At 30.8% G+C, this 20,153-nt stretch carries 18 protein-coding genes; 10 read left to right on the forward strand and 8 right to left on the reverse strand.

Annotated features, from left to right (window positions below):
• Positions 1-188: 188 nt before the first annotated feature.
• Entirely contained in the window at positions 189-1,712 is a 1,524-nt protein-coding gene (locus B2217_RS14690; RefSeq protein WP_280045615.1) for a catalase, read from the forward strand.
• 61 nt (positions 1,713-1,773) lie between these two features.
• Positions 1,774-2,292 (forward strand): ankyrin repeat domain-containing protein, encoded by a 519-nt coding sequence (locus tag B2217_RS14695; RefSeq protein ID WP_280045614.1) that lies wholly within the window; start codon positions 1,774-1,776, stop codon positions 2,290-2,292.
• Positions 2,293-2,298: 6 nt separating this feature from the next.
• Here B2217_RS14695 and B2217_RS14700 read toward each other — a convergent pair whose 3' ends face one another.
• Complete coding sequence (locus B2217_RS14700; protein WP_180906767.1) at positions 2,299-4,170, reverse strand: Nramp family divalent metal transporter; 1,872 nt, start codon at positions 4,168-4,170, stop codon at positions 2,299-2,301.
• Positions 4,171-4,265: 95 nt separating this feature from the next.
• A complete protein-coding gene (locus tag B2217_RS14705) occupies positions 4,266-6,173 on the reverse strand; it encodes an AMP-binding protein (protein WP_291122978.1) in 1,908 nt (635 codons plus the stop codon).
• A gap of 361 nt (positions 6,174-6,534) precedes the next feature.
• Between B2217_RS14705 and B2217_RS14710 the strand changes: the two genes are divergently transcribed.
• The 5 genes from B2217_RS14710 to ctlX all read left to right on the forward strand — a co-directional run bounded on the left by B2217_RS14710 (position 6,535) and on the right by ctlX (position 12,471).
• Positions 6,535-8,769, forward strand: a complete 2,235-nt coding sequence (locus B2217_RS14710; protein ID WP_291122980.1) for a RelA/SpoT family protein — start codon at positions 6,535-6,537, stop codon at positions 8,767-8,769.
• Between the two features lie 43 nt (positions 8,770-8,812).
• Positions 8,813-9,094: a hypothetical protein gene (locus B2217_RS14715; RefSeq protein ID WP_038335788.1), complete on the forward strand. Its 282-nt coding sequence runs from the start codon at positions 8,813-8,815 to the stop codon at positions 9,092-9,094.
• A 466-nt stretch (positions 9,095-9,560) separates the two neighbouring features.
• Positions 9,561-10,538 (forward strand): amidohydrolase family protein, encoded by a 978-nt coding sequence (locus B2217_RS14720; RefSeq protein WP_291122982.1) that lies wholly within the window; start codon positions 9,561-9,563, stop codon positions 10,536-10,538.
• Positions 10,539-10,616: 78 nt separating this feature from the next.
• The gene (locus B2217_RS14725; protein WP_180904366.1) at positions 10,617-11,531 is read left to right on the forward strand and encodes a dimethylarginine dimethylaminohydrolase family protein; all 915 of its coding nucleotides are present in this window, start codon (positions 10,617-10,619) and stop codon (positions 11,529-11,531) included.
• A gap of 1 nt (position 11,532) precedes the next feature.
• On the forward strand, positions 11,533-12,471 hold the full coding sequence (gene ctlX, locus B2217_RS14730; RefSeq protein WP_038335795.1) for a citrulline utilization hydrolase CtlX: 939 nt from the start codon (positions 11,533-11,535) through the stop codon (positions 12,469-12,471).
• Between the two features lie 35 nt (positions 12,472-12,506).
• On the opposite strand, the gene B2217_RS14735 is transcribed toward ctlX, so the two are convergent.
• The 4 genes from B2217_RS14735 to B2217_RS14750 all read right to left on the reverse strand — a co-directional run bounded on the left by B2217_RS14735 (position 12,507) and on the right by B2217_RS14750 (position 15,947).
• Positions 12,507-13,268, reverse strand: a complete 762-nt coding sequence (locus B2217_RS14735; protein WP_180904367.1) for a TIGR03915 family putative DNA repair protein — start codon at positions 13,266-13,268, stop codon at positions 12,507-12,509.
• Positions 13,268-14,533 (reverse strand): putative DNA modification/repair radical SAM protein, encoded by a 1,266-nt coding sequence (locus B2217_RS14740; protein WP_180904368.1) that lies wholly within the window; start codon positions 14,531-14,533, stop codon positions 13,268-13,270. The genes B2217_RS14735 and B2217_RS14740 overlap by 1 nt, the downstream gene beginning before the upstream one ends.
• Before the next feature lie 73 nt (positions 14,534-14,606).
• The gene (locus B2217_RS14745) at positions 14,607-15,035 is read right to left on the reverse strand and encodes a hypothetical protein (protein ID WP_038335800.1); all 429 of its coding nucleotides are present in this window, start codon (positions 15,033-15,035) and stop codon (positions 14,607-14,609) included.
• Between the two features lie 96 nt (positions 15,036-15,131).
• Entirely contained in the window at positions 15,132-15,947 is an 816-nt protein-coding gene (locus B2217_RS14750; RefSeq protein WP_180904369.1) for a hypothetical protein, read from the reverse strand.
• Between the two features lie 122 nt (positions 15,948-16,069).
• On the opposite strand from B2217_RS14750, the gene B2217_RS14755 reads away from it, so the two are divergent.
• From B2217_RS14755 to B2217_RS14765, 3 genes are all read left to right on the forward strand, one after another.
• A complete protein-coding gene (locus B2217_RS14755; protein ID WP_180904370.1) occupies positions 16,070-16,483 on the forward strand; it encodes a DoxX family protein in 414 nt (137 codons plus the stop codon).
• Positions 16,480-17,181, forward strand: coding sequence for a peptide deformylase (gene def, locus B2217_RS14760; RefSeq protein WP_180904371.1), 702 nt, complete (start codon positions 16,480-16,482; stop codon positions 17,179-17,181). Before B2217_RS14755 ends, def begins: the two co-directional genes overlap by 4 nt.
• A gap of 76 nt (positions 17,182-17,257) precedes the next feature.
• Complete coding sequence (locus B2217_RS14765; RefSeq protein ID WP_125349375.1) at positions 17,258-18,043, forward strand: alpha/beta fold hydrolase; 786 nt, start codon at positions 17,258-17,260, stop codon at positions 18,041-18,043.
• 36 nt (positions 18,044-18,079) lie between these two features.
• Here the strand turns inward: B2217_RS14765 and B2217_RS14770 are convergent, their stop codons facing one another.
• Complete coding sequence (locus tag B2217_RS14770; protein ID WP_180904372.1) at positions 18,080-19,189, reverse strand: DUF6438 domain-containing protein; 1,110 nt, start codon at positions 19,187-19,189, stop codon at positions 18,080-18,082.
• Positions 19,190-19,261: 72 nt separating this feature from the next.
• A complete protein-coding gene (gene trmD, locus B2217_RS14775; protein WP_115000229.1) occupies positions 19,262-19,948 on the reverse strand; it encodes a tRNA (guanosine(37)-N1)-methyltransferase TrmD in 687 nt (228 codons plus the stop codon).
• Positions 19,949-20,153 lie beyond the last annotated feature (205 nt).

Here is a 20,153-nt window from a genome sequence, read left to right on the forward strand (position 1 = left end):
TTCATCATTTTTATTTATTCATTTATTGCGAAATAATATATCGTCTTATTCTTCCTTGTAAATAATTGAATTGTAATTATTATAAAAATTAATTATATCTAATAAATTTTATAGATTTGATTTATAGTTGTATCCGATTTAGTTTTGCTCTGTCTTAAAATGATAAATAAAAGAATAAAACTATAATTATGATCAAAAGAAGTTTAGTATTAAGTTTAGCATTTCTTTCTACGATTGGATTTGCGCAACAATTAACAACAAACACAGGTGCTCCAGTTGGAGATAATCAAAATTCTAAAACAATCGGAAACAATGGACAAGTTTTGTTGGAAGACATTCATTTAATTGAAAAATTAGCAGCGTTTGATCGCGAACGTATTCCAGAACGTGTTGTTCATGCGCGTGGAGCTGGAGCTTTCGGAGAATTTGTAGCTGATAAAGATTTTTCTGATGTAACGATGGCTGATTTCTTGTCAACAGCTGGTAAAAAAACACCATTATTTGTGCGTTTCTCTACTGTAACACATCAACAAGGTTCGCCAGAAACTTATCGTGATCCACGTGGATTTGCCGTTAAATTTTACACAGAACAAGGAAATTACGATTTAGTTGGAAACAATTTACCTGTTTTCTTTATTCGCGATGCGATCAAATTTCCTGATATGGTGCATGCTTTTAAGCCATCTCCTGTAACAAATGGCGCATCTGACCCAAATCGTGTATTTGATTTCTTCTCTAATTTGCCAGAATCTACGCATATGTTAACGTGGTTGTTTTCAGATTACGGAATTCCAGCAAATTTTCGTCAAATGGAAGGAAATGGCGTACATGCTTACAAATGGGTAAATGCAAAAGGTGAAGTAACTTATGTGAAATATAAATGGGTTCCTCAACAAGAAACGAAAAACTTAACTCAAGAAGAAGCTGATAAAATTCAATCGACTGCAATTGAGCATGCAACATTAGATTTACGTAATGAAATTGAGAAAGGAAACTTTCCGAAATGGGATTTATATGTTCAATTATTGAAACGAGAAGATTTTGATAAATTAGATTTCAATCCTGTTGATGTAACTAAAATTTGGCCAGAATCTATTGCAAAATTAGTTAAAGTTGGAACAATGACATTGAATGAGAATCCAACGAATTATTTTCAACAAGTTGAGCAAGCAGCATTCGCTCCAGCTACTTTGGTTCCAGGAATTGAAGCTTCTGAAGATAAATTGTTACAAGGTCGTTTGTTCTCTTATTTTGATACACAGCGTCACCGTTTAACGGGTAATTTTCAACAAATTCCTGTAAATGCTCCAAAAAACAATGTAAAAACATACAATCAAGATGGTTATATGTCGATCCGAGAGCAAAAAGGTGATGTAAATTATCAACCTTCAACAAATCTTCCTGAGGTTGTAGATAATGCAAAATTCAAGTATTCGAAATCTGTTTTTCCTGCGGGAGCAACAACAACTCAGCACGTCATTGATAAAGAAAATAACTTTGTGCAAGCTGGAGATTTGTACAAATCATTCTCTAAAAAAGATCAAGATAATTTAATCAAAAATTTATCCGGAGCTTTGAATGCGGTTAAAAATAAAGTAATTGTTCATAAAATGATTGCACATTTTTACCAAGCAAATACAGAATACGGAACACGTTTGATGAAGGCTACAAATACTTCTATGAACGATGTAAAGCAATATTTACCAAAATAATTTCTATTGGATTGGAGTCGATTGAGTTCGACTCCATGACTTTCATAAAATCAATATTATCATGAAAAAGTATATATTTTTAGCCTTATTTCTATTCAGTTTTTCTTCAATTTATGCACAAGATTTGTTTAGTGCGGCGAGAGAAAATAATGTGAAACAAATAGAAGAATTAATTTCGAATGGAAAGCATGTAGATGAAGCAAATCAACGCGGATTCACACCTTTAATTTTAGCCATTTATAATAATAGTTCAGACGTTGCGAAAGTATTATTATCAAAAGGGGCAAATCCTAATGCGCAAGATTTATCTGGAAATAATGCGTTGATGGGTGCAGCTTTTAGAGGATTTCTTGAAATGGCAAATTTACTAATTGCGAATAAAGCTGATGTCAATCAAGTGAATTTTAATGGAGCTTCTGCTTTGATTTTTGCAGTAACATTTGGTCAAAACGAAATTGCCAAAAAATTAATTGAAGCTGGTGCAGATTTAAACATTAAAGATAATAATGGTAAAACTGCTTTAGATCATGCTATTTTACAAGAAAATAAAGAAATGATCGAGTTATTATCGATCAAATAATTTTTATTATTTCGCAATAAACACCGGAATATTAACGCGATGTCTTAATTTATTAATCGTTTCGCCAAAAATAAAATCCATAAAACCTTGGTGTCCGTGCGAACCAACAATCAACAAATCTGCTTGATTTCGTTTACAAATTTCAGCAATCGAATTGATTCGATTATTGTAACCTAGTTCGATTTTAGTTTCATTAAACAAAGGACGAATGATTTCTGCATATTGTTCCAAACGTTTCAAATCTGATAAAGATTCTTCATCATTCGTACGCTCTCCCGTATATTTTGCAGAAGCACTTTCAACAATATGAACCAAAATAATGGTAGATTCAGTAGTCGCTAATTGCGTCGCATAATTGATAACTTTTCGATCCGTTTTCGAAAAATCTAACGCAACCACAATCTTTTTGAAATGTTGATTTGAGATTTCTTCTAACGTAAACTTCTCAAATGGTTCATGAATTTCTTTTTGATTTTCTTCATTTTTCTTCAACATAATTGGAATAAAAAATGTCAGCAACAATAATACTAAAAGTCCGATTTCTAATGCTACAAGAAAAATGTTTAAAGTATAAGATTCACTATTTGCCATCCATTTATTCACCTCTTCATACACTAATTGCGCATTCAGAAATGAAATAATAAAAGCGATTGTCCATGCAAAAAATTTGGTTGTTGTATTGATTGCAAAATTCCCCATTTTCGCTTTATCACTCACAAAATGAATCAATGGAATTACTGCAAAAGCCAATTGCATACTTAGAATAACTTGACTGAAAATCAATAAAGATCCAACTTCTTTTTCGCCAAAAATAAGAATAACCACAACAGCTGGAACAACGGCTAATAATCGAGTTAAAATTCTTCTCAAAACAGGATTAATACGCAAATGTAAATATCCTTCCATCACAATTTGTCCTGCTAAAGTTCCTGTAACTGTTGAACTTTGTCCAGCTAAAATTAGAGCAACTGCAAATAATTTTGGAGCCAAATCTGTTCCTAAAGTTGTACCTAATAATCTATAAGCATCGCTAAGTTCAGCAACATCGTGATAGCCGTTTTTATGGAATACGGATGAAGCTAAAATTAAGATTGCAGCATTGACAAAAAAAGCTAAATTTAGAGCAATTGCACTATCCCAAAAGTTATATTTGAGTGCTTTTTTGATTGAAAAATCATCGCGTTTTATTTGCCGCGTTTGGACGAGTGCAGAATGTAAATAAAGATTATGTGGCATTACAGTTGCTCCAATAATCCCAATACTGATGTACAATGCAGCGCTATTTGGAATAGATGGAATAAATCCTTTTGCAACTTCTCCAAAATCTGGTTTTGCTAAAAACATTTCCGTCAAAAAACATAAACCAATCATCGTGATTAAACCAACAATGAAAAGTTCCATTTTGCGCATACCTAATTTTTGAAGATAAAGTAGAAGGAAAGTGTCTAAGAAACTGATTAAAACACCATAAATTAAATCAATTCCAAAAAGTAAATTTAGACCAATTGCCATACCTAAAATCTCTGCTAGATCACAGGCTGCAATGGCTATTTCGGCTAAAATATACAGAACAAGATTCATTCCTTTCGGATAGGTTTCTCGGTTACATTGCGCCAAATCTTTTCGTCGAACAATTCCCAAACGTGTACACAAACTTTGTAATAACAAAGCCATTATGTTACTCATCAACAAAACCCAAATCAAAGTATAACCAAATTGACTACCGCCCGCTAAATCGGTTGCCCAGTTCCCCGGATCCATATAACCAACGCTTATTAAGTAGGCTGGTCCAAAAAAACTTAGGATTTTTCTAAACTTTCCTTTTTTGATTTGAACACTTTCGTGCACATCTTCTAATGATTTTGATTGATTTGGCATTGAATGATATTTCTAATTCAAATTTATGTAAAAATGAACAAAAAAAGCAGTAATCCTAAGAATACTGCTTTAGAAATAGTGAATGAATAAATGGATTATATTGACGAAGTTGTAAAAGCTACGCCAACATTTCTTCTTGAAAATTCGTGAATTAATTCATCTAAAACTGTAGCATCATCAATTGTAGATGGAATTGTGAATGGTGTTCCGTCTGCAATTTGAGATAAAGTTTTGCGTAATATTTTTCCGCTTCGTGTTTTTGGTAGTCTGTTAACTATTATAGATGTTTTGAAACAGGCAATTCCGCCATTTTCTTTGCGTAATAAAGCAATCAAATCTTTTTCGATTTCTTCTTCCGATTTTGATGCGTTTTCTTTTGTAACAATCAACCCTATTGGAATTTGGCCTTTCAATTCATCTTTTATTCCAACAACGGCACATTCTGTAATATCAGGATGAGAAGAAACTAATTCTTCCATTGTTGCAGTACTTAATCGATGACCAGCAACATTAATAATATCATCCGTTCGACCTGTAATAAATACAAAACCATTTTCGTCTTTAAAACCTCCATCACCAGTCAAATAATGATTTGGAAATTGTTGAAAATAACCTTTTATAAATCGGTGTTCATTTCGCCATAAACTTGTCATACAACCAGGAGGAAGTGGAAGCTGAATCACGATAGAACCTTCCTCTCGTATATCATTTTCTTGTCCTTCTTCATTTACAATTTTTATATTATACCCAAAAACAGGTAATCCAGCTGCGCCAGGTTCAGGCATTATATTTTCGATTCCAACACAAATTCCTAACATTGGCCAGCCGCTTTCTGTCTGCCACCAATGATCAATAACGGGTAATTTTGAAATTTCTTTTAACCAATAATAAGTAGATGTATCACAACGTTCTCCTGCTAAGAATAAACGTTTCAGACTTGACGTATCGTATTTTTGGAATAATTTTCCTTCTGGATCTTCTTTTCGAATTGCTCGAATTGCTGTTGGAGCTGTGAAAACATTTTTGATTTTATGTTCTTCAACCATTCTCCAAAAAGCTCCAGCGTCAGGAGTTTTGATTGGTTTTCCTTCATAAATAACCGTTGTAACACCATAAATTAACGGCGCATAAACGATATAGGAATGTCCAACAACCCAACCAATATCACTTGCAGTAAGAATTGTATCACCTGGTTCTAAATCATAAAAATAGTTCATTGTCGAATTTAGTGCAGTTGCATAACCTCCTGTATCGCGTACGACACCTTTTGGCGTAGAAGTTGTTCCAGAAGTATACAAAATATATAATGGATGTGTACTTGGAACTTCGATAGGTTCTATAGGTTGATGTTGATACATTTCATCATAGGTATGAACGTTTTCTGCTGATAAATCATCGGTGTGATTTGGACGTTCAAAAATGACAATGTTTTTTGGTTTGTAAAGTGTTAATTCAATTGCTTCATCAATCAATGGTTTATAGTTGATTTGACGATTAATTTCTACTCCATAAGACGCAGAAATAATAACATCAGGTTGAGCATCATCAATACGAATAGCTAATTCTGGCGCTGCAAAACCTCCAAAAACAACAGAATGTATTACACCAATTCTCGCACAAGCAAGCATCGCAACAATTGCTTCTGGAATCATAGGCATATAAATAATTGCTGTATCACCTTTTGATAATCCTAAGGATGTAAGACCTCCTGCAAAACGACTTACTTTTTCTAAAAGCTGATTGTACGTAATTTTTTGAACAACTTCTGTAACAGGAGAATCGTAAATTAAAGCAAATTGTTCTCCGCGTCCAGCTTTTATATTTTCCTCCAAAGCCAAACGGCTCATATTTATTTTTCCGTCAACAAACCACGAATAATATCCGTTTTCATTTTGTTTTAAGATTTGTTCAGGGTAAGTTGACCATGCTAATTTCTGCGCTTCTTCTTTCCAAAAAAGTTCAGGTTCTTCAATACTTTTTGAGTATAAAGTTTTGTAATCCATTTATGTGTGTGCTGTGTTTTATTTGTTTTGTTAAGTTAGAAAAATGTTTAGAATTAATAATAAAGTTTAAAATGTTTGTTTTAGGACAGTTAATTATTTATCAACTATACAATAAAAAGTAGTATATAATTGTAAATTGATAAAATCAGATTATATTAATCAACTTTTATTATTAAATTAATAGTGTAAAAAGTACGTTATAAATTAGATTGATTAAAAATAAAGACTTAAAAAGCGTGATAAAATCAGTTGAATATTATAGTCAATAAAAAATAAAATATTGTATATTTAATCCTTCGAAGAAAGCAGATAAATAAAGGGAATTAAAGCTTTTTTCTAAATCAACAAAAACATAAGAAAGATGGATACGCCTCATGTTATTACAGACGAACAATTAGAGAGAGAGAACATTGAGATAACGAGACGTTATAAAGAGATGCTTCAAAATACATATGTCACTTTATCAGATGAAGATAAAAAGCTGATTCGTAAAGCTTTTGATTTGGCTGTTGATGCGCATAAAGATCAGCGTAGAAAAACAGGCGAGCCATATATCTATCATCCGATTGCTGTTGCCAAAATTGTTGCTGACGAAATTGGGCTTGGTGCTACATCAATTTCTGCGGCTTTAATGCATGATGTAGTAGAAGATACTGAATATACGTTAGAAGATATTGAGAAACTTTTTGGAAAAAAGATTGCAAAAATTATAGATGGATTAACAAAAATTGCTGTCTTAAATAAACAAGATGTTTCGATACAATCTGAAAATTATAAAAAATTATTACTGACTTTATCTGAAGATGTTCGTGTGATTTTGATCAAAATTGCCGATCGTCTACACAATATGCGTACGTTAGAAAGTATGCGTGAGGATAAACAGTTGAAAATAGCATCCGAAACCATTTTTATTTATGCGCCTTTGGCTCATAGAATGGGATTGTATAACATCAAATCAGAATTGGAAGATTTGAGTTTGAAATACACTAAACCGGATGCGTATTTTAATATTGAACATAAATTAACAGAAACTGAAGCCGAAAGAAAAAAATACATTGATGATTTCTGTAAAACTATTTCAGAAAAACTTGAAGCCGAAGGTTTAGAATTTGAGATAAAAGGTCGTTCAAAATCAATCAATTCAATTTATCGAAAAACGGTTAATCAAGGAATTCCTTTCGAGGAAGTTTTTGATTTGTTTGCGATTCGTGTAATTTATCGTTCGGATAAAAAGAATGAAAAATTCTTAGCTTGGAAAATTTATTCTTTGGTGACGGATTTATTTATTCCAAATCCAAAACGTATGCGCGACTGGATTTCTCAACCCAAAACAACGGGTTATGAATCGCTTCACGTAACGGTTATGGGACCACAAGCGCGTTGGATAGAAGTACAAATTCGTTCTGAAAGAATGGATGAAGTTGCCGAAATGGGTATCGCAGCACATTATAAATACAAAGAAAATATATCGGACGACGAAACGAAAGTTGATGAATGGATTCATCAAGTTCGTGAAATGTTGGAGCAAGAAGATACTAAGGATGCGATTGAGTTTATGGATAATTTCAAGTTCAATTTGTACTCCAAAGAGATTTATGTTTTTACGCCAAAAGGAGACTTGCATTCGTTACCAAAAGGAGCGAGTTCGTTGGATTTTGCTTACTCTATTCACACCAATGTTGGTGACCATTGTTTGGGTGCAAAAGTGAATGGAAAATTGTATCCGCTGTCGCATCAATTGCAAAGTGGTGATCAAGTAGAAATCATTACATCAACACAACAAAAACCAAAATTAGAGTGGTTAGAATATGTTGTAACGAGTAAAGCGAGAAGTAAAATTAAAGCTTCTTTAAACTCAGATAAACGTAAAGTTGCAGAAGATGGAAAAGAAATTATTCAACGTAAATTAAGACATTTAAAGGTTGATTTTAGTGAAAATACGATTAATCAGTTACAGCAATACTTTAAGTTAAGTTCGAGTCAAGATGTATTTTATAATGTTGCAATGGGAATTATTGACAACAATGATTTACGTAAATTTGCAGAACGAAATACTGGTTTCACAGGATTGATTAACCGTTTCAGAAAATCAACATTCAATACAACTAAAAAAGATAATATTTCTATCGACAAAACGAAATTAGATAGTCTTGTTTTTGGGAATGATGAAGAGCGTTTAGATTATGAATTAGCGAGTTGTTGTAATCCAATTCCGGGTGACAAAGTATATGGTTTTATCACAGTTTCAAAAGGAATAAAAGTACATAAGGTAGATTGTCCAAACTCAGTTTCGTTACAAGCAAATTATGCGTACAGAATTATAAAAGCGAAATGGATTGATTCTTCTCAACAAGAATTTAAAGCGTTGATTGAGTTACAAGGTTTGGATCGAGCTGGAATGGTGAGTGATATTACGTTAGTTATTTCAAAAAATAACTCGTTGAACATGCATAGTATTAATTTATCTGAGGATGCAGGTATTTTTGATGGAAAGATTACAGTTTCAGTTAAAAATAAAGCCGAATTAGAAAAAATCATGATGGAAATGAAAAATATTGAAGGAATTCAATCTGTAAAACGAACATATAAAAATTAGTTTTTATAAAATATTTAATTAACTTTATATAAATTAACGATTTATGAAAAAAATATTATTAGCTTTTGCATTTCTTCCAATGTTGAGTTTTGCACAAGAAAATTCAAATGAAAAAGTTTTAAATAGAATTGTACCAAGTTCTATATCTATTTCTGAATATGAAAATAGTAGACCTGCAATTTTTATTGATGGAGAGAGAGTTGATAAAAGTATTTTTACGAAAATGAGTCCAGATGAAATTAAATATATTACAGTAATCAAAACAGATAAAAAATATCCAAACGGAAAAATTGATATTGTTTCCAAAAAAGAGAAAGAATCATAACATAAAAGTTTGAGAAATTATGGAACAAATATTAATGATATGAAAAAATTACTATTAGCTTTTTTATTTCTTCCATTGTTGAGTTTTGCACAATCTAAAACTTTGAATGATACAATTCCTGGAATTAAAAATTCTAAATTAATCATTTCTTAACCAAAAAAAGATTTAAAAATAGGTTATTCAATTGACGGAAAAGATGTTGATTATGCAAGTTTTATTGCAGTAAATATGGATTTAGTAGATGATTTAAAATTTACAAAGCCTAATTCAAAATATCCAGATGGTAAAATAGAACTTTTTCTTAAAAAAAATAAACAAACAAAAAAGTCCAACTATTGTTGGATTTTTTTTGCTTGCTCATGTTACTAACAAAGGCACAAAGTTACAGAAATCTTTTTGATAATATCGCTTCATTTCTATTGAATAATCTTGTTAATTTTACATCCCGAAAACAAACAAACTCACGATGAACAAACAGAACTATAATCCAATTGAAGAAGTACTTGAAAAAATCAACGAAAAAGGAGGTTGGGTTAATACGCATTCACACTTAGATAGAGCTTATTCATTGACTTCGGACACTTTCGCATTATCTAATTCTTACCTAAAAGAAAAATGGCATTTAGTTGATGATATGAAACGCAATTCATCTGTTGATGATATTTATTTCCGTATGGAAAAAGCGATTAATTTCATGTTAGAGCAAGGTTGTCAAGCAATTGGTTCTTTTATTGATGCAGACGAAGTAATTGAAGATCGTAGTATACAAGCGGCTCAACGCTTAAAAGATAATTACGGAAAAGACATCGAAATGCGTTTTGCAAACCAAGTGTTGAAAGGAGTTATTGATCCGAAAGCGCGCGAATGGTTTGATATGTCTTCTGATTTTGTGGATATTATCGGTGGTTTACCTGCAAAAGATTTCGGTCGAGAAGATGACCATTTAGATATTTTATTATCGACTGCAAAAGCAAAAAATAAATTGGTTCACGTACATGTTGATCAATTTAACACAGACGAAGAAAAAGAAACCGAGCAATTAGCATTGAAAACGATTGAACACGGAATGCAAGGAAAAGTTTCTGCGGTTCACTCAATTTCTGTAGCGGCTCATCCAAGAAAATATCGTTATGAATTATATGATTTAATTAAAAAAGCAGATATGCACATTGTTTCTTGTCCAACTGCTTGGATAGATCACAATCGTACAGAGCGTTTGGCGCCTTCGCACAACTCGGTAACGCCAGTTGATGAAATGATTCCAAGAGGAATTAACGTTGCCTTCGGAACAGATAATATTAATGATATTTATAAACCTTTTTCTGATGGTCATTTACTTACAGAATTGAGAGTAATGCTAGAGTCTTGTCACTTTTATGATGTGGAACAACTTTCAAATATTGCAACAGTAAATGGTTTGAAAGCTTTAGGAATTCAAAAATAAAATGTATATTTATACAAAATTAAATCTCGCTATTGCGGGATTTTTTTTGGAACATAAAATTAAAAACTACAATAAATTATGCGATTAAATGTACAGAATGAAACGGCTCAACTGCAAACTGTAGTCTTGGGTCGAGCAGAATCTAACGGAGCTAATCCTACACTTGATCAGACGTTCGATGCCAAATCTTATGAAACCGTAAAGAATAACGATTATCCAAAAGAAGAAGATTTGATTGCGGAAATGTCAGAATTTGAACAAGTTTTGAAGAAATATAATGTTGAAGTTTTACGTCCAACATTGATCGAAGATTGTAATCAAGTTTTTTCTCGTGATGTCGGTTTTGTAATTGATGATGAATTCTTTATCTCTAATATTATTCCAGATCGTTTAGAAGAATTACAAGCCTATCGCGAAATAAAACGTCAATTCAAAGGAAATAAAATCAATGCTTTACCAGAAGAAGTTTATGTAGAAGGTGGTGATGTGATTTTGTATAACGATTATATTTTTGTTGGAACGTACAAACAAGCTGATTTCAAAAATTATAAAACAGGACGTACAAATGTTGAATTTGTAGAGTATATCAAAGCCAAATTTCCCAATAAAAAAGTCTTGGATTTTGAATTAAAAAAGAATGATGAAAATCCATATGAAGGAATTTTACATTTAGATTGTACATTCAATCCTGTTGGGAAAGACAAAGCAATTATTTATAAAGACGGCTTTTTATTTGGGAATGAATATCAGCAAATTGTCGATATTTTTGGGAAAGAAAATTTATTCGAAGTGACAAAAGAAGAAATGTATTGGATGAATCCTAATGTGTTTTCAATTTCTCCTGAAGTTGTTGTTTCTGAGAAAAATTTTACGCGTTTAAATGATCATTTAGAAAATGTATGGAACATAAAAGTGGAACGAATTAATTATCGCGAAGTCTCTAAAATGGGAGGTTTATTAAGATGTTCTACAATGCCATTAATTAGAAAATAACATGAAACAAAAACAATATACTTCAACTATTTTAATGGTTGAGCCAACAGCTTTTTATTACAATCCAGAAACGGCTGTTAACAATTATTTCCAAACGGAAACAACAGACTCTCAAGAAGATATTCAGAAAGAAGCATTAGAAGAATTTCAAGGAATGGTTTCTGCTTTGCGTTCAAAAGGTGTAAATGTTATCACGATCAAAGATACTGCTTCGCCACATACGCCAGATTCAATCTTCCCAAACAATTGGATTTCTTTTCACGATAACGGAAATGTTGTGTTATATCCTATGTTTGCAAAAAATAGAAGAGAAGAGCGTCGTGAGGAAGATGTGTTGAGTTTGTTGGAAGAAAAAGGTTTTCATATAGATGATGTGATTGATTTTACATCGGCAGAAGAAGACGAAATTTTCTTGGAAGGAACAGGAAGTATTATTCTTGATCGTGAACATGAATTGGCTTATGCATGTATTTCTCAACGAACTGACGAAGATTTATTGATTGAATTTTGTGAGGAATTAGAATATACACCAGTTATTTTTCATGCGAATCAAACTGTAAATGGAGAACGCAAACCTATTTATCATACCAATGTAATGATGTGTATTGCAGATAAATATGCGATTATTTGTTTGGATTCTATAGATGATAAAAAAGAAAAGAAAGCGGTTTGTGAGTATTTGTTAGAAGCTGGAAAAGAAATAATTGCAATTACAGAAGCACAAATGCATCAATTTGCTGGGAATATGTTGCAAGTTGGCGGTTTAGGACAATCATATTTGGTAATGTCGCAAACGGCTTATAATTCACTTAATCAAGAACAAATTTCTAAAATTGAGGCTTATAATCCAATCTTACCTGTTAAGATAGATTTGATTGAAAAATTAGGAGGAGGAAGTGCTCGTTGTATGATGGCGGAAGTTTTCTTACCAAAAAAGTAATAATATGCAAAAGGTTACGAATTTCGTAGCCTTTTTTAGTTATATTCTGTTAAGTGTTTCCAAAAACGTTTAGGCATCATTTGGATTTGTAACTTCGAATTTTTTCTTGCTTCGATTGTTGTCGAATTAAAATAAGATTTCCATAATTCTTGGTACAAATTCTCATTTACATCAATGTATTCAGTTGGAGTAGTTGAAGATTTTGGTGTAAAATTTAATTGTATTTGTTGAATATTTCCAAAAGATTTTTCATAATAAATTCCATATTTTCGAATCGTATCGTAAATAATCCAATTCTGGTCAGCATATCTTTTTCTGAAATGATTAATAATTAAAGGTAAAACATTATATTTTGGATCAGTTTTCGCAAAAAATAAATCTTGATTAATCTTTTCAAAACGGATAAATGCTTCATGATGATGCTTTTCTCTATGAACTGATCGATACATTTTCATGACATAAAAAACATAATCATTTCCATAATTTAATTGAACTGCAGCTGTTTCATTTATAATTAAACAACAATAATAAAACAGCTTTTCATAAGCTTTAGGTTCTTCTGACAAGAAAACAGCTTGTACAGCTTTGTAACTGGTTTTATTTAGTTTGTCTTTTAGTTTTTTATGTACTCTTTTTGCTTTTGCTTCATCTGTAATCACAGTATAAACTTCATCAAACATCGACGGTAAAAAATCTCTTTCAGAAACTACTTTTATTTGCTTCGGTTTTCTAACATAATAATCAAAAATCAGCGTTAAAAAACCTTCAAAACTATTATCAAAAACATAAATTTCCACTAGTCAAAAAGATTTAATTGATTTGGCTGATTTTTAAGATATTTACTTTTACTAAAACTCAAAATTCTATTTTTAATTTGCGAACCAAGCAAATCTTTTTGTTGAAATTGATCATCTGCACACGTCATGAAAAATTTTGCTCTATTGTAAGCAATTCCAAGATGTTTTAATTGATAAGAATAGATTTTTCCAAATTTTCGAGCTGTAACAATTTTCTTCGCAGATTGAACACCAATTCCCGGAATTCGTAGAATTAAATGATAATCGGCTGTATTAATATCAATCGGATAAAGATGTAAATTTCGTAAAGCATAGCTCAATTTTGGATCGATATCAGTATCCAAATGAGGATTTTGTTGATTAAGAATCTCCGTAACATCAAATTGATAAAAACGCATTAACCAATCTGTTTGATACAGTCTATTCTCTCGTAACAAAGGTGGTTGAGTTCCGATAGACGGAAACATATTATCATTGTGATTGATTGGAATAAAACCTGAATAATATACACGTTTCAACTGGAAATCATTGTAATATTGATTTGCTGTATACATAATTTGCATATCATTTTCGGGCGTTGCACCAATTACCATTTGTGTAGATTGCCCAGCAGGAACAAAGGTTGGAGTAGATTTGATTAATTTTCGTTCAGCATTAAACTCAACTCGTTGTTGATGAATAAATCCTAAAGGTTTTTTTACATCTTCGTGTGATTTTTCTGGTGCAACTAATTTAAGTCCTTCTTCTGTTGGCATTTCGAGATTTATGGACATTCGATCAGCATATAAACCAGCTTCTTTCAATAATTCATCACTCGCTCCAGGAATCGTTTTGAGATGAATATATCCATTAAAATTCTCTTCAAGACGTAACTTTTTCGCAATCAAAAGCAAGCGTTCCATCGTGAAATCAGTATTTTTGAAAATTCCAGAACTTAAGAATAAACCTTCAATATAATTTCGACGATAAAAATTAATCGTTAAATCAACCACTTCTTGCACTGTAAAAGCAGCACGTTTTACATCATTACTTTTTCGAGAAACGCAAAAAGCACAATCATAAATACAATGATTCGTTAATAGAATTTTGAGTAAAGAAACGCATCGACCATCTTCTGTAAACGAATGGCAAATCCCCGACATAGATGCATTTCCTAAGCCTTTGTTTTGGTTTTGTCTTTTACTTCCGCTCGATGAACACGAAACATCATACTTCGCTGCATCTGCTAAGATGCTCAACTTTTCATTAATTCGATCAAAATTCATTTTACTTTGCTTTATGCAAAAAGAATTCTTTTAAAAGTCAAACAATGTCGCTGAAAAAAGTTTAACAAAAAAATTAATCATATTCTAAATTGATTAAAAGTTCAGTCTTTAATCGGCTGATAAAATTACAATCTAATTCAGCAAGAAGAATATCAATTAATTGAGACAAAAAATCGCGGTGAATATAGTTAAATAAAAAGGTTTTTTCATTGGTCATAAAATAGAAATCAAAATGACTAAAATAACCTGAAATTGATTTAATCTCTAATGTTGGAAGTTCTTCGGGTTGAAAAAAATCACTTAATTTTGCACGATAATCATGTATTTTTTTGATAGAATTTGAATTAATATCAACATATTCCAAATTTAAATCTTCAATTTCATCTGAATAAAATTGAATCAAAAATTCATTTTTAGGATAATCATTTATGTACAAATTGAAACGATTATCTTTTTGATATAACTGAAAAAGTCGATTAAATTCTTGCACATTATTGATCATAATAGATGAAGTTAAATAATTGATTTGAATAAATTTAAAAACATTTAGTTAAATAATCAAATAAAAAAGAGCCAAATTAACTTGGCTCTTGTATTTCTAATAACGTATTGTTCTTGTTGTATTTGAAATTGGTTGATCAATATCTTTGACGAATTGTGTTCGTTTGATCCAATTTTTGTGATTATCGTATTGATATTTAATCGTGGAAATATTCTTTACTTTTCCTGTTTCATCAAGCACTGTTTCTTCGATAATATTATTGTTTTCATCAAATTTTCGAACATATTTATTGACTTGTTTATTGTCTTTGTCTACATAAGTTTCCTCTATTGGATTGCCTTTTGCGTCATTTTTATAATTCAACGTATAAGTTCCTTGATTATATTTCACCAATGTTTTGACTAAAAATCCATTTTGATATTGAAACGTTTTCTCTATAAAAACATCCGAATCTTCCAATAAATTAGTTTCTCTTTCGTAAGTTACATTCTGATTTTGATCTAATTTATATTCCGTTTTAGAAACATTGACATCATTTTCGCTTTTCGTCACGATATAACCATCTGTTGTATATTCGTAATCAAAATTGAAAACTAAACTTTCGTCATTGTTTTTCATTTCTCTCGAAATCAATTTATTTGATTCATTGTAATTAAATGTTTCAGCAAAAGTTTTATTTCCAGCTTCATCAAAATAATCACGTTTTGTTGGATTTCCATCTTTATTATACGTTGATTTTGTGTAATATTCGGTTTCATAACCTTCGATAAACTTCATGCGAATACGTGCTTTTTGCATCGATTCTTCGATAAAAGTTGGATTTCCTAAAACATCATTTTGTTGTAATTCAGATTTTTGAGCAAATGCAAAACCTGAAAATAATATGGTAATTAAGGCAATGTTTTTTAACATATGTTGTATTTTTTATTCTTGAATAGAAAGATTAACCAAAATTAATCCAAAAATGTAAATTTCTTGATCTATTTAAAGGTGAACGTAAAAACTAGAACTTATATTTGAAAAAAAATAAAAAAATGAGCACAAAATTTAAACTTTTAGGTAATCAACCTGCATTTATCGATTTGTCATTGTTATTAGTACGTTTAGCTGCTGGTGGATTTATGTTTACACATGGATTCGGAAAATTGCAAAAATTAATCAATGGTAATTTTGAATTTGGTGATCCAATTGGACTTGGACCAGAAATATCTTTGGGTTTAACGGTTTTTGCAGAAATTCTTTGTGCTTTTTTAGTTTTGGTCGGATTATTTACTCGTTTAGCCGTTATTCCACTTATCATTACGATGTTAGTTGCTGTATTTATCGTGCATGCAGATCATGATTTTGGTAAAAAAGAATTGGGATTATTCTATTTAATCAATTATTTAGTTATATTTTTATCAGGCGCAGGAAAATATTCTTTAGACAAATTGATCCTTAAAAAATGATAAAAACATTAACCTATAGCTTATTGATTTGTTCTTCTGCATTATTTGCTCAATCAAAAAATATGAAAAACATTGTTTATACGCCATTAACAAAGACAGAAACGACATTAATAAAAGAAAAGAATTCCTATGATCCTTTTCGTGTTTTATTAACGACTTCGGATGCAGATACAAAAATCTTAAAATCAACTTCTATTGATATTGATCCAAAAGATCCGTTAATCAAATTATTGGCCGATCGTATGTATGCGACTGTACAAGACGAAGCAAGTAAAGGTGTTGGAATTGCAGCTCCACAAATTGGGATTAATCGCAACGCGGTTTGGGTACAACGTTTTGATAAAGAAGGTGAACCTTTTGAGTTTATTATCAATCCAAAAATTACTTGGTATTCGGACATTGTTCGTCACGGTCGCGAAGGTTGTTTGTCGATTCCTGATATTTTCGGAAAAGTGTTTAGAAGCTTGGTTCTTCGATTGGAGTATTATGATTTGGATGGAAATTTTCATGATGAAACGGTAGAAGGTTTTACAGCGGTTATTTTTCAGCACGAATACGATCATTTAACAGGAACGTTATTTACGGATCGAATGAAAGAGCAAGAAGAGCTAAATTATGTGAAAGCAGAAGTAATGAACGATGTTTTTTACTTGAAAAAGACTGGTTCTTTTATAGATGACGACGATGATGAAGATTAAAAATTTCTTAAAACCTAGTAATTATTATGTTTGGCATAGTTTTTAGTTTAATTTTGCGAAAAACTTATTTAGAAAATTGTTAGCATACACTACATATAATCATCCAACGAGTACAGAATGGGTTACTTTTGTTCATGGAGCAGGAGGAAGTTCTACGATTTGGTTCAAACAATTGCGTGAATTTCGCAAACATTTTAATGTTTTGTTAATGGATTTGAGAGGACACGGACGTTCTAAGAAAAACTTGAAAGCGCTTTTCGAAAAACGTTATACTTTCAAATCGGTTTCAAAAGATGTCATTGATGTTTTAGATCATTTAAATATTGATAAAACGCATTTTGTTGGGATGTCTTTGGGAACGATTGTAATTCGACAATTGGCAGAAGATTATTCGGAGCGATTCAAATCAATGGTGATGGGAGGTGCAATTATGAAAATTAATTTTCAATGTCAATTTTTGATTAATGTTGGAAATACTTTCAAACATATGTTGCCTTATTTGATCTTGTATCGAATTTTTGCTTTCGCTATAATGCCAAAAAATACGCACAAGGAATCAAGGTTATTATTTATCAATGAAGCGAAAAAATTGTATCAAAAAGAATTTTTGAAATGGTTTAAACTTACTGCGGATGTAAATCCATTGCTAAAATGGTTTCGAAAAGTTGAATTGAATATTCCGACTTTATATGTGATGGGAGCAGAAGATCATATGTTTTTGCCTTCGATTCAGGAATTAACAAAAGCACATACTAAACATTCAGAATTGATTGTTATCGAAGATTGTGGACATGTCGTGAATGTCGATCAACCACAAATTTTTAACGATAAAGTAATTGAATATATTCATCGAATTAAATAAAAAATATTAAAAAAGCTTCCAATTAGGAAGCTTTTTTTAGTCTATATATCGTTGTATAAAATTATATCCTAAATCGTAATAATGTTTTTGATTATTTTCAAAAGTTAATTCAAATTGTTGACCATTTCCTTTTATAGTAAGTAATTTACAAGGATTAATTTCTCCTAATTCTTCACCAAAATAATAGTAATAAAATTCTGTTTTATAAGTTTGTTGATTTTTTATTGATATTTTATTTGAAGGATGCTTCATTAATTCTGTCCAAAATAAGAAAGTTTGTGCTTTGCTTAATTGTTTTCCATTAATATTGATTAAACTGAGTAGTGGGAAGTATTCAGATTCATGGTATTTCTTTTGATCATTCATTATAGAACCTGAATAAATAAGAGCTAATTCCAAACTCGAATAAGAAGAATTTATAGGATAAGCATAAACACGTATCGATTTTATAATTTTATCCTTCTTTATGACAAGTAACAAATCTTCTGATTGATCTGTAATTTGTTCTTCATAATTATCTTTTAATGAAAGTAATTCTGCGTCATTAATTTTCTGCTCTAAAAATTGATGAAATTTTTTATCTAATTTACCTTCAAAAACGCCCTTTTTTCCATTAAAAGCTTCATTAGCACTAATAATAGTTCCATTTTTTTGAATAGCGATATTTATTATACTACAACTTCCATAACAACCACTTGTCGTATAGATAATTTGATCATAATCTAATGGAGTTTTGGTATTATTATCTCTTCTTCCAAGTGTATCAAGACTAGAATCATTATTATATTTGATAACCATTTCTTCTTTATTTATTGATAAAATTTTAAAAAATGGTTTTGGTCTATTGATAGAATCAAAATAATGAACTGTTGAATCTCTTACATAGAATTTGATTGAATTACCTAAAAATTTAGTAGGTATAAATTTTTTATGCTCTCGAATTCCATAAGTTTCATAGATACCATCATAATATCCTTTATTATTATATATTGAATCCTGATCGAATTTATAAATAACTGGATCTAAAACTACCATTTTAGTTGACCAGACACCTTGTATTTGTTCTAATAATTTATTGTCAGCTTCGGAATTATTTTTACAAGAATTAAAAGATAATATAAGTATAAAAAAATAGATGTATTTCATAAATAATATATTGAATTAAGATACAATAAATTATTTATGAAAAAAAGCTTCCTAATTAGAAGCTTTTTTAGTTTATTTTGATCTTTTTTCCAACAAATCTGGGCGACGCTCTTTTGTACGTTCAATTGCTTGTTCATGTAGCCATTCCTCTATTTTAGGAAAGTTACCAGAAAGTAAAACATCAGGAACTTTAAGACCTTTATATTCGGCTGGACGTGTGTAAATTGGTGGCGCCAACAAATCATCTTGAAACGAATCTGAAAGGGCAGAAGTCTCATCACCAATTACTCCAGGTAACAATCGAATAATAGAATCAGCCAAAATAATTGCACCAAATTCACCACCCGAAAGTACATAATCACCAATCGAAATTTCTCTTGTAACATACATATCTCGAATACGTTGATCGATACCTTTGTAATGTCCACAAATCATCATAAGATTTCCTTTCAACGATAAATCATTCGCAATTGTTTGATTCAACGTTTCACCATCTGGCGTCAAATAAATAATTTCATCATACGTACGTTCATCTTTCAATTTCGAAATCATTTTGTCCAAAGGCTCGCACATAATCACCATTCCAGAAGTTCCTCCGTACGGATAATCATCTACATGACGATAACGTCCTTTTCCAAAATCTCTCAAATCGTGAACATGAATTTCAGCTAAACCTTTGTCTTGCGCACGTTTCATAATCGAGGCAGAAAATGGACTAACTAATAATTCGGGTAAAACAGTGATAATATCTATTCGCATGCTACAAAGATATTTGTTTAGCTACGTTTGCGCAAGTTTAAATCTATTTTTTGAATTTGATTGTTTTAACAGAATTAATAAATTCTTCTTGTGATTTTGCAAGAAATTAATCCAAATAATATAATGAATGATAAATATTTTAAGTGATTATTCAAATGATTGATTTTCTTTTAAAATTAATAAATATAATTGATATTATTCATTA

This window comes from Empedobacter sp. UBA7620, assembly GCF_002484185.1.
In the GTDB taxonomy this organism is placed as follows: domain Bacteria; phylum Bacteroidota; class Bacteroidia; order Flavobacteriales; family Weeksellaceae; genus Empedobacter; species Empedobacter falsenii_C.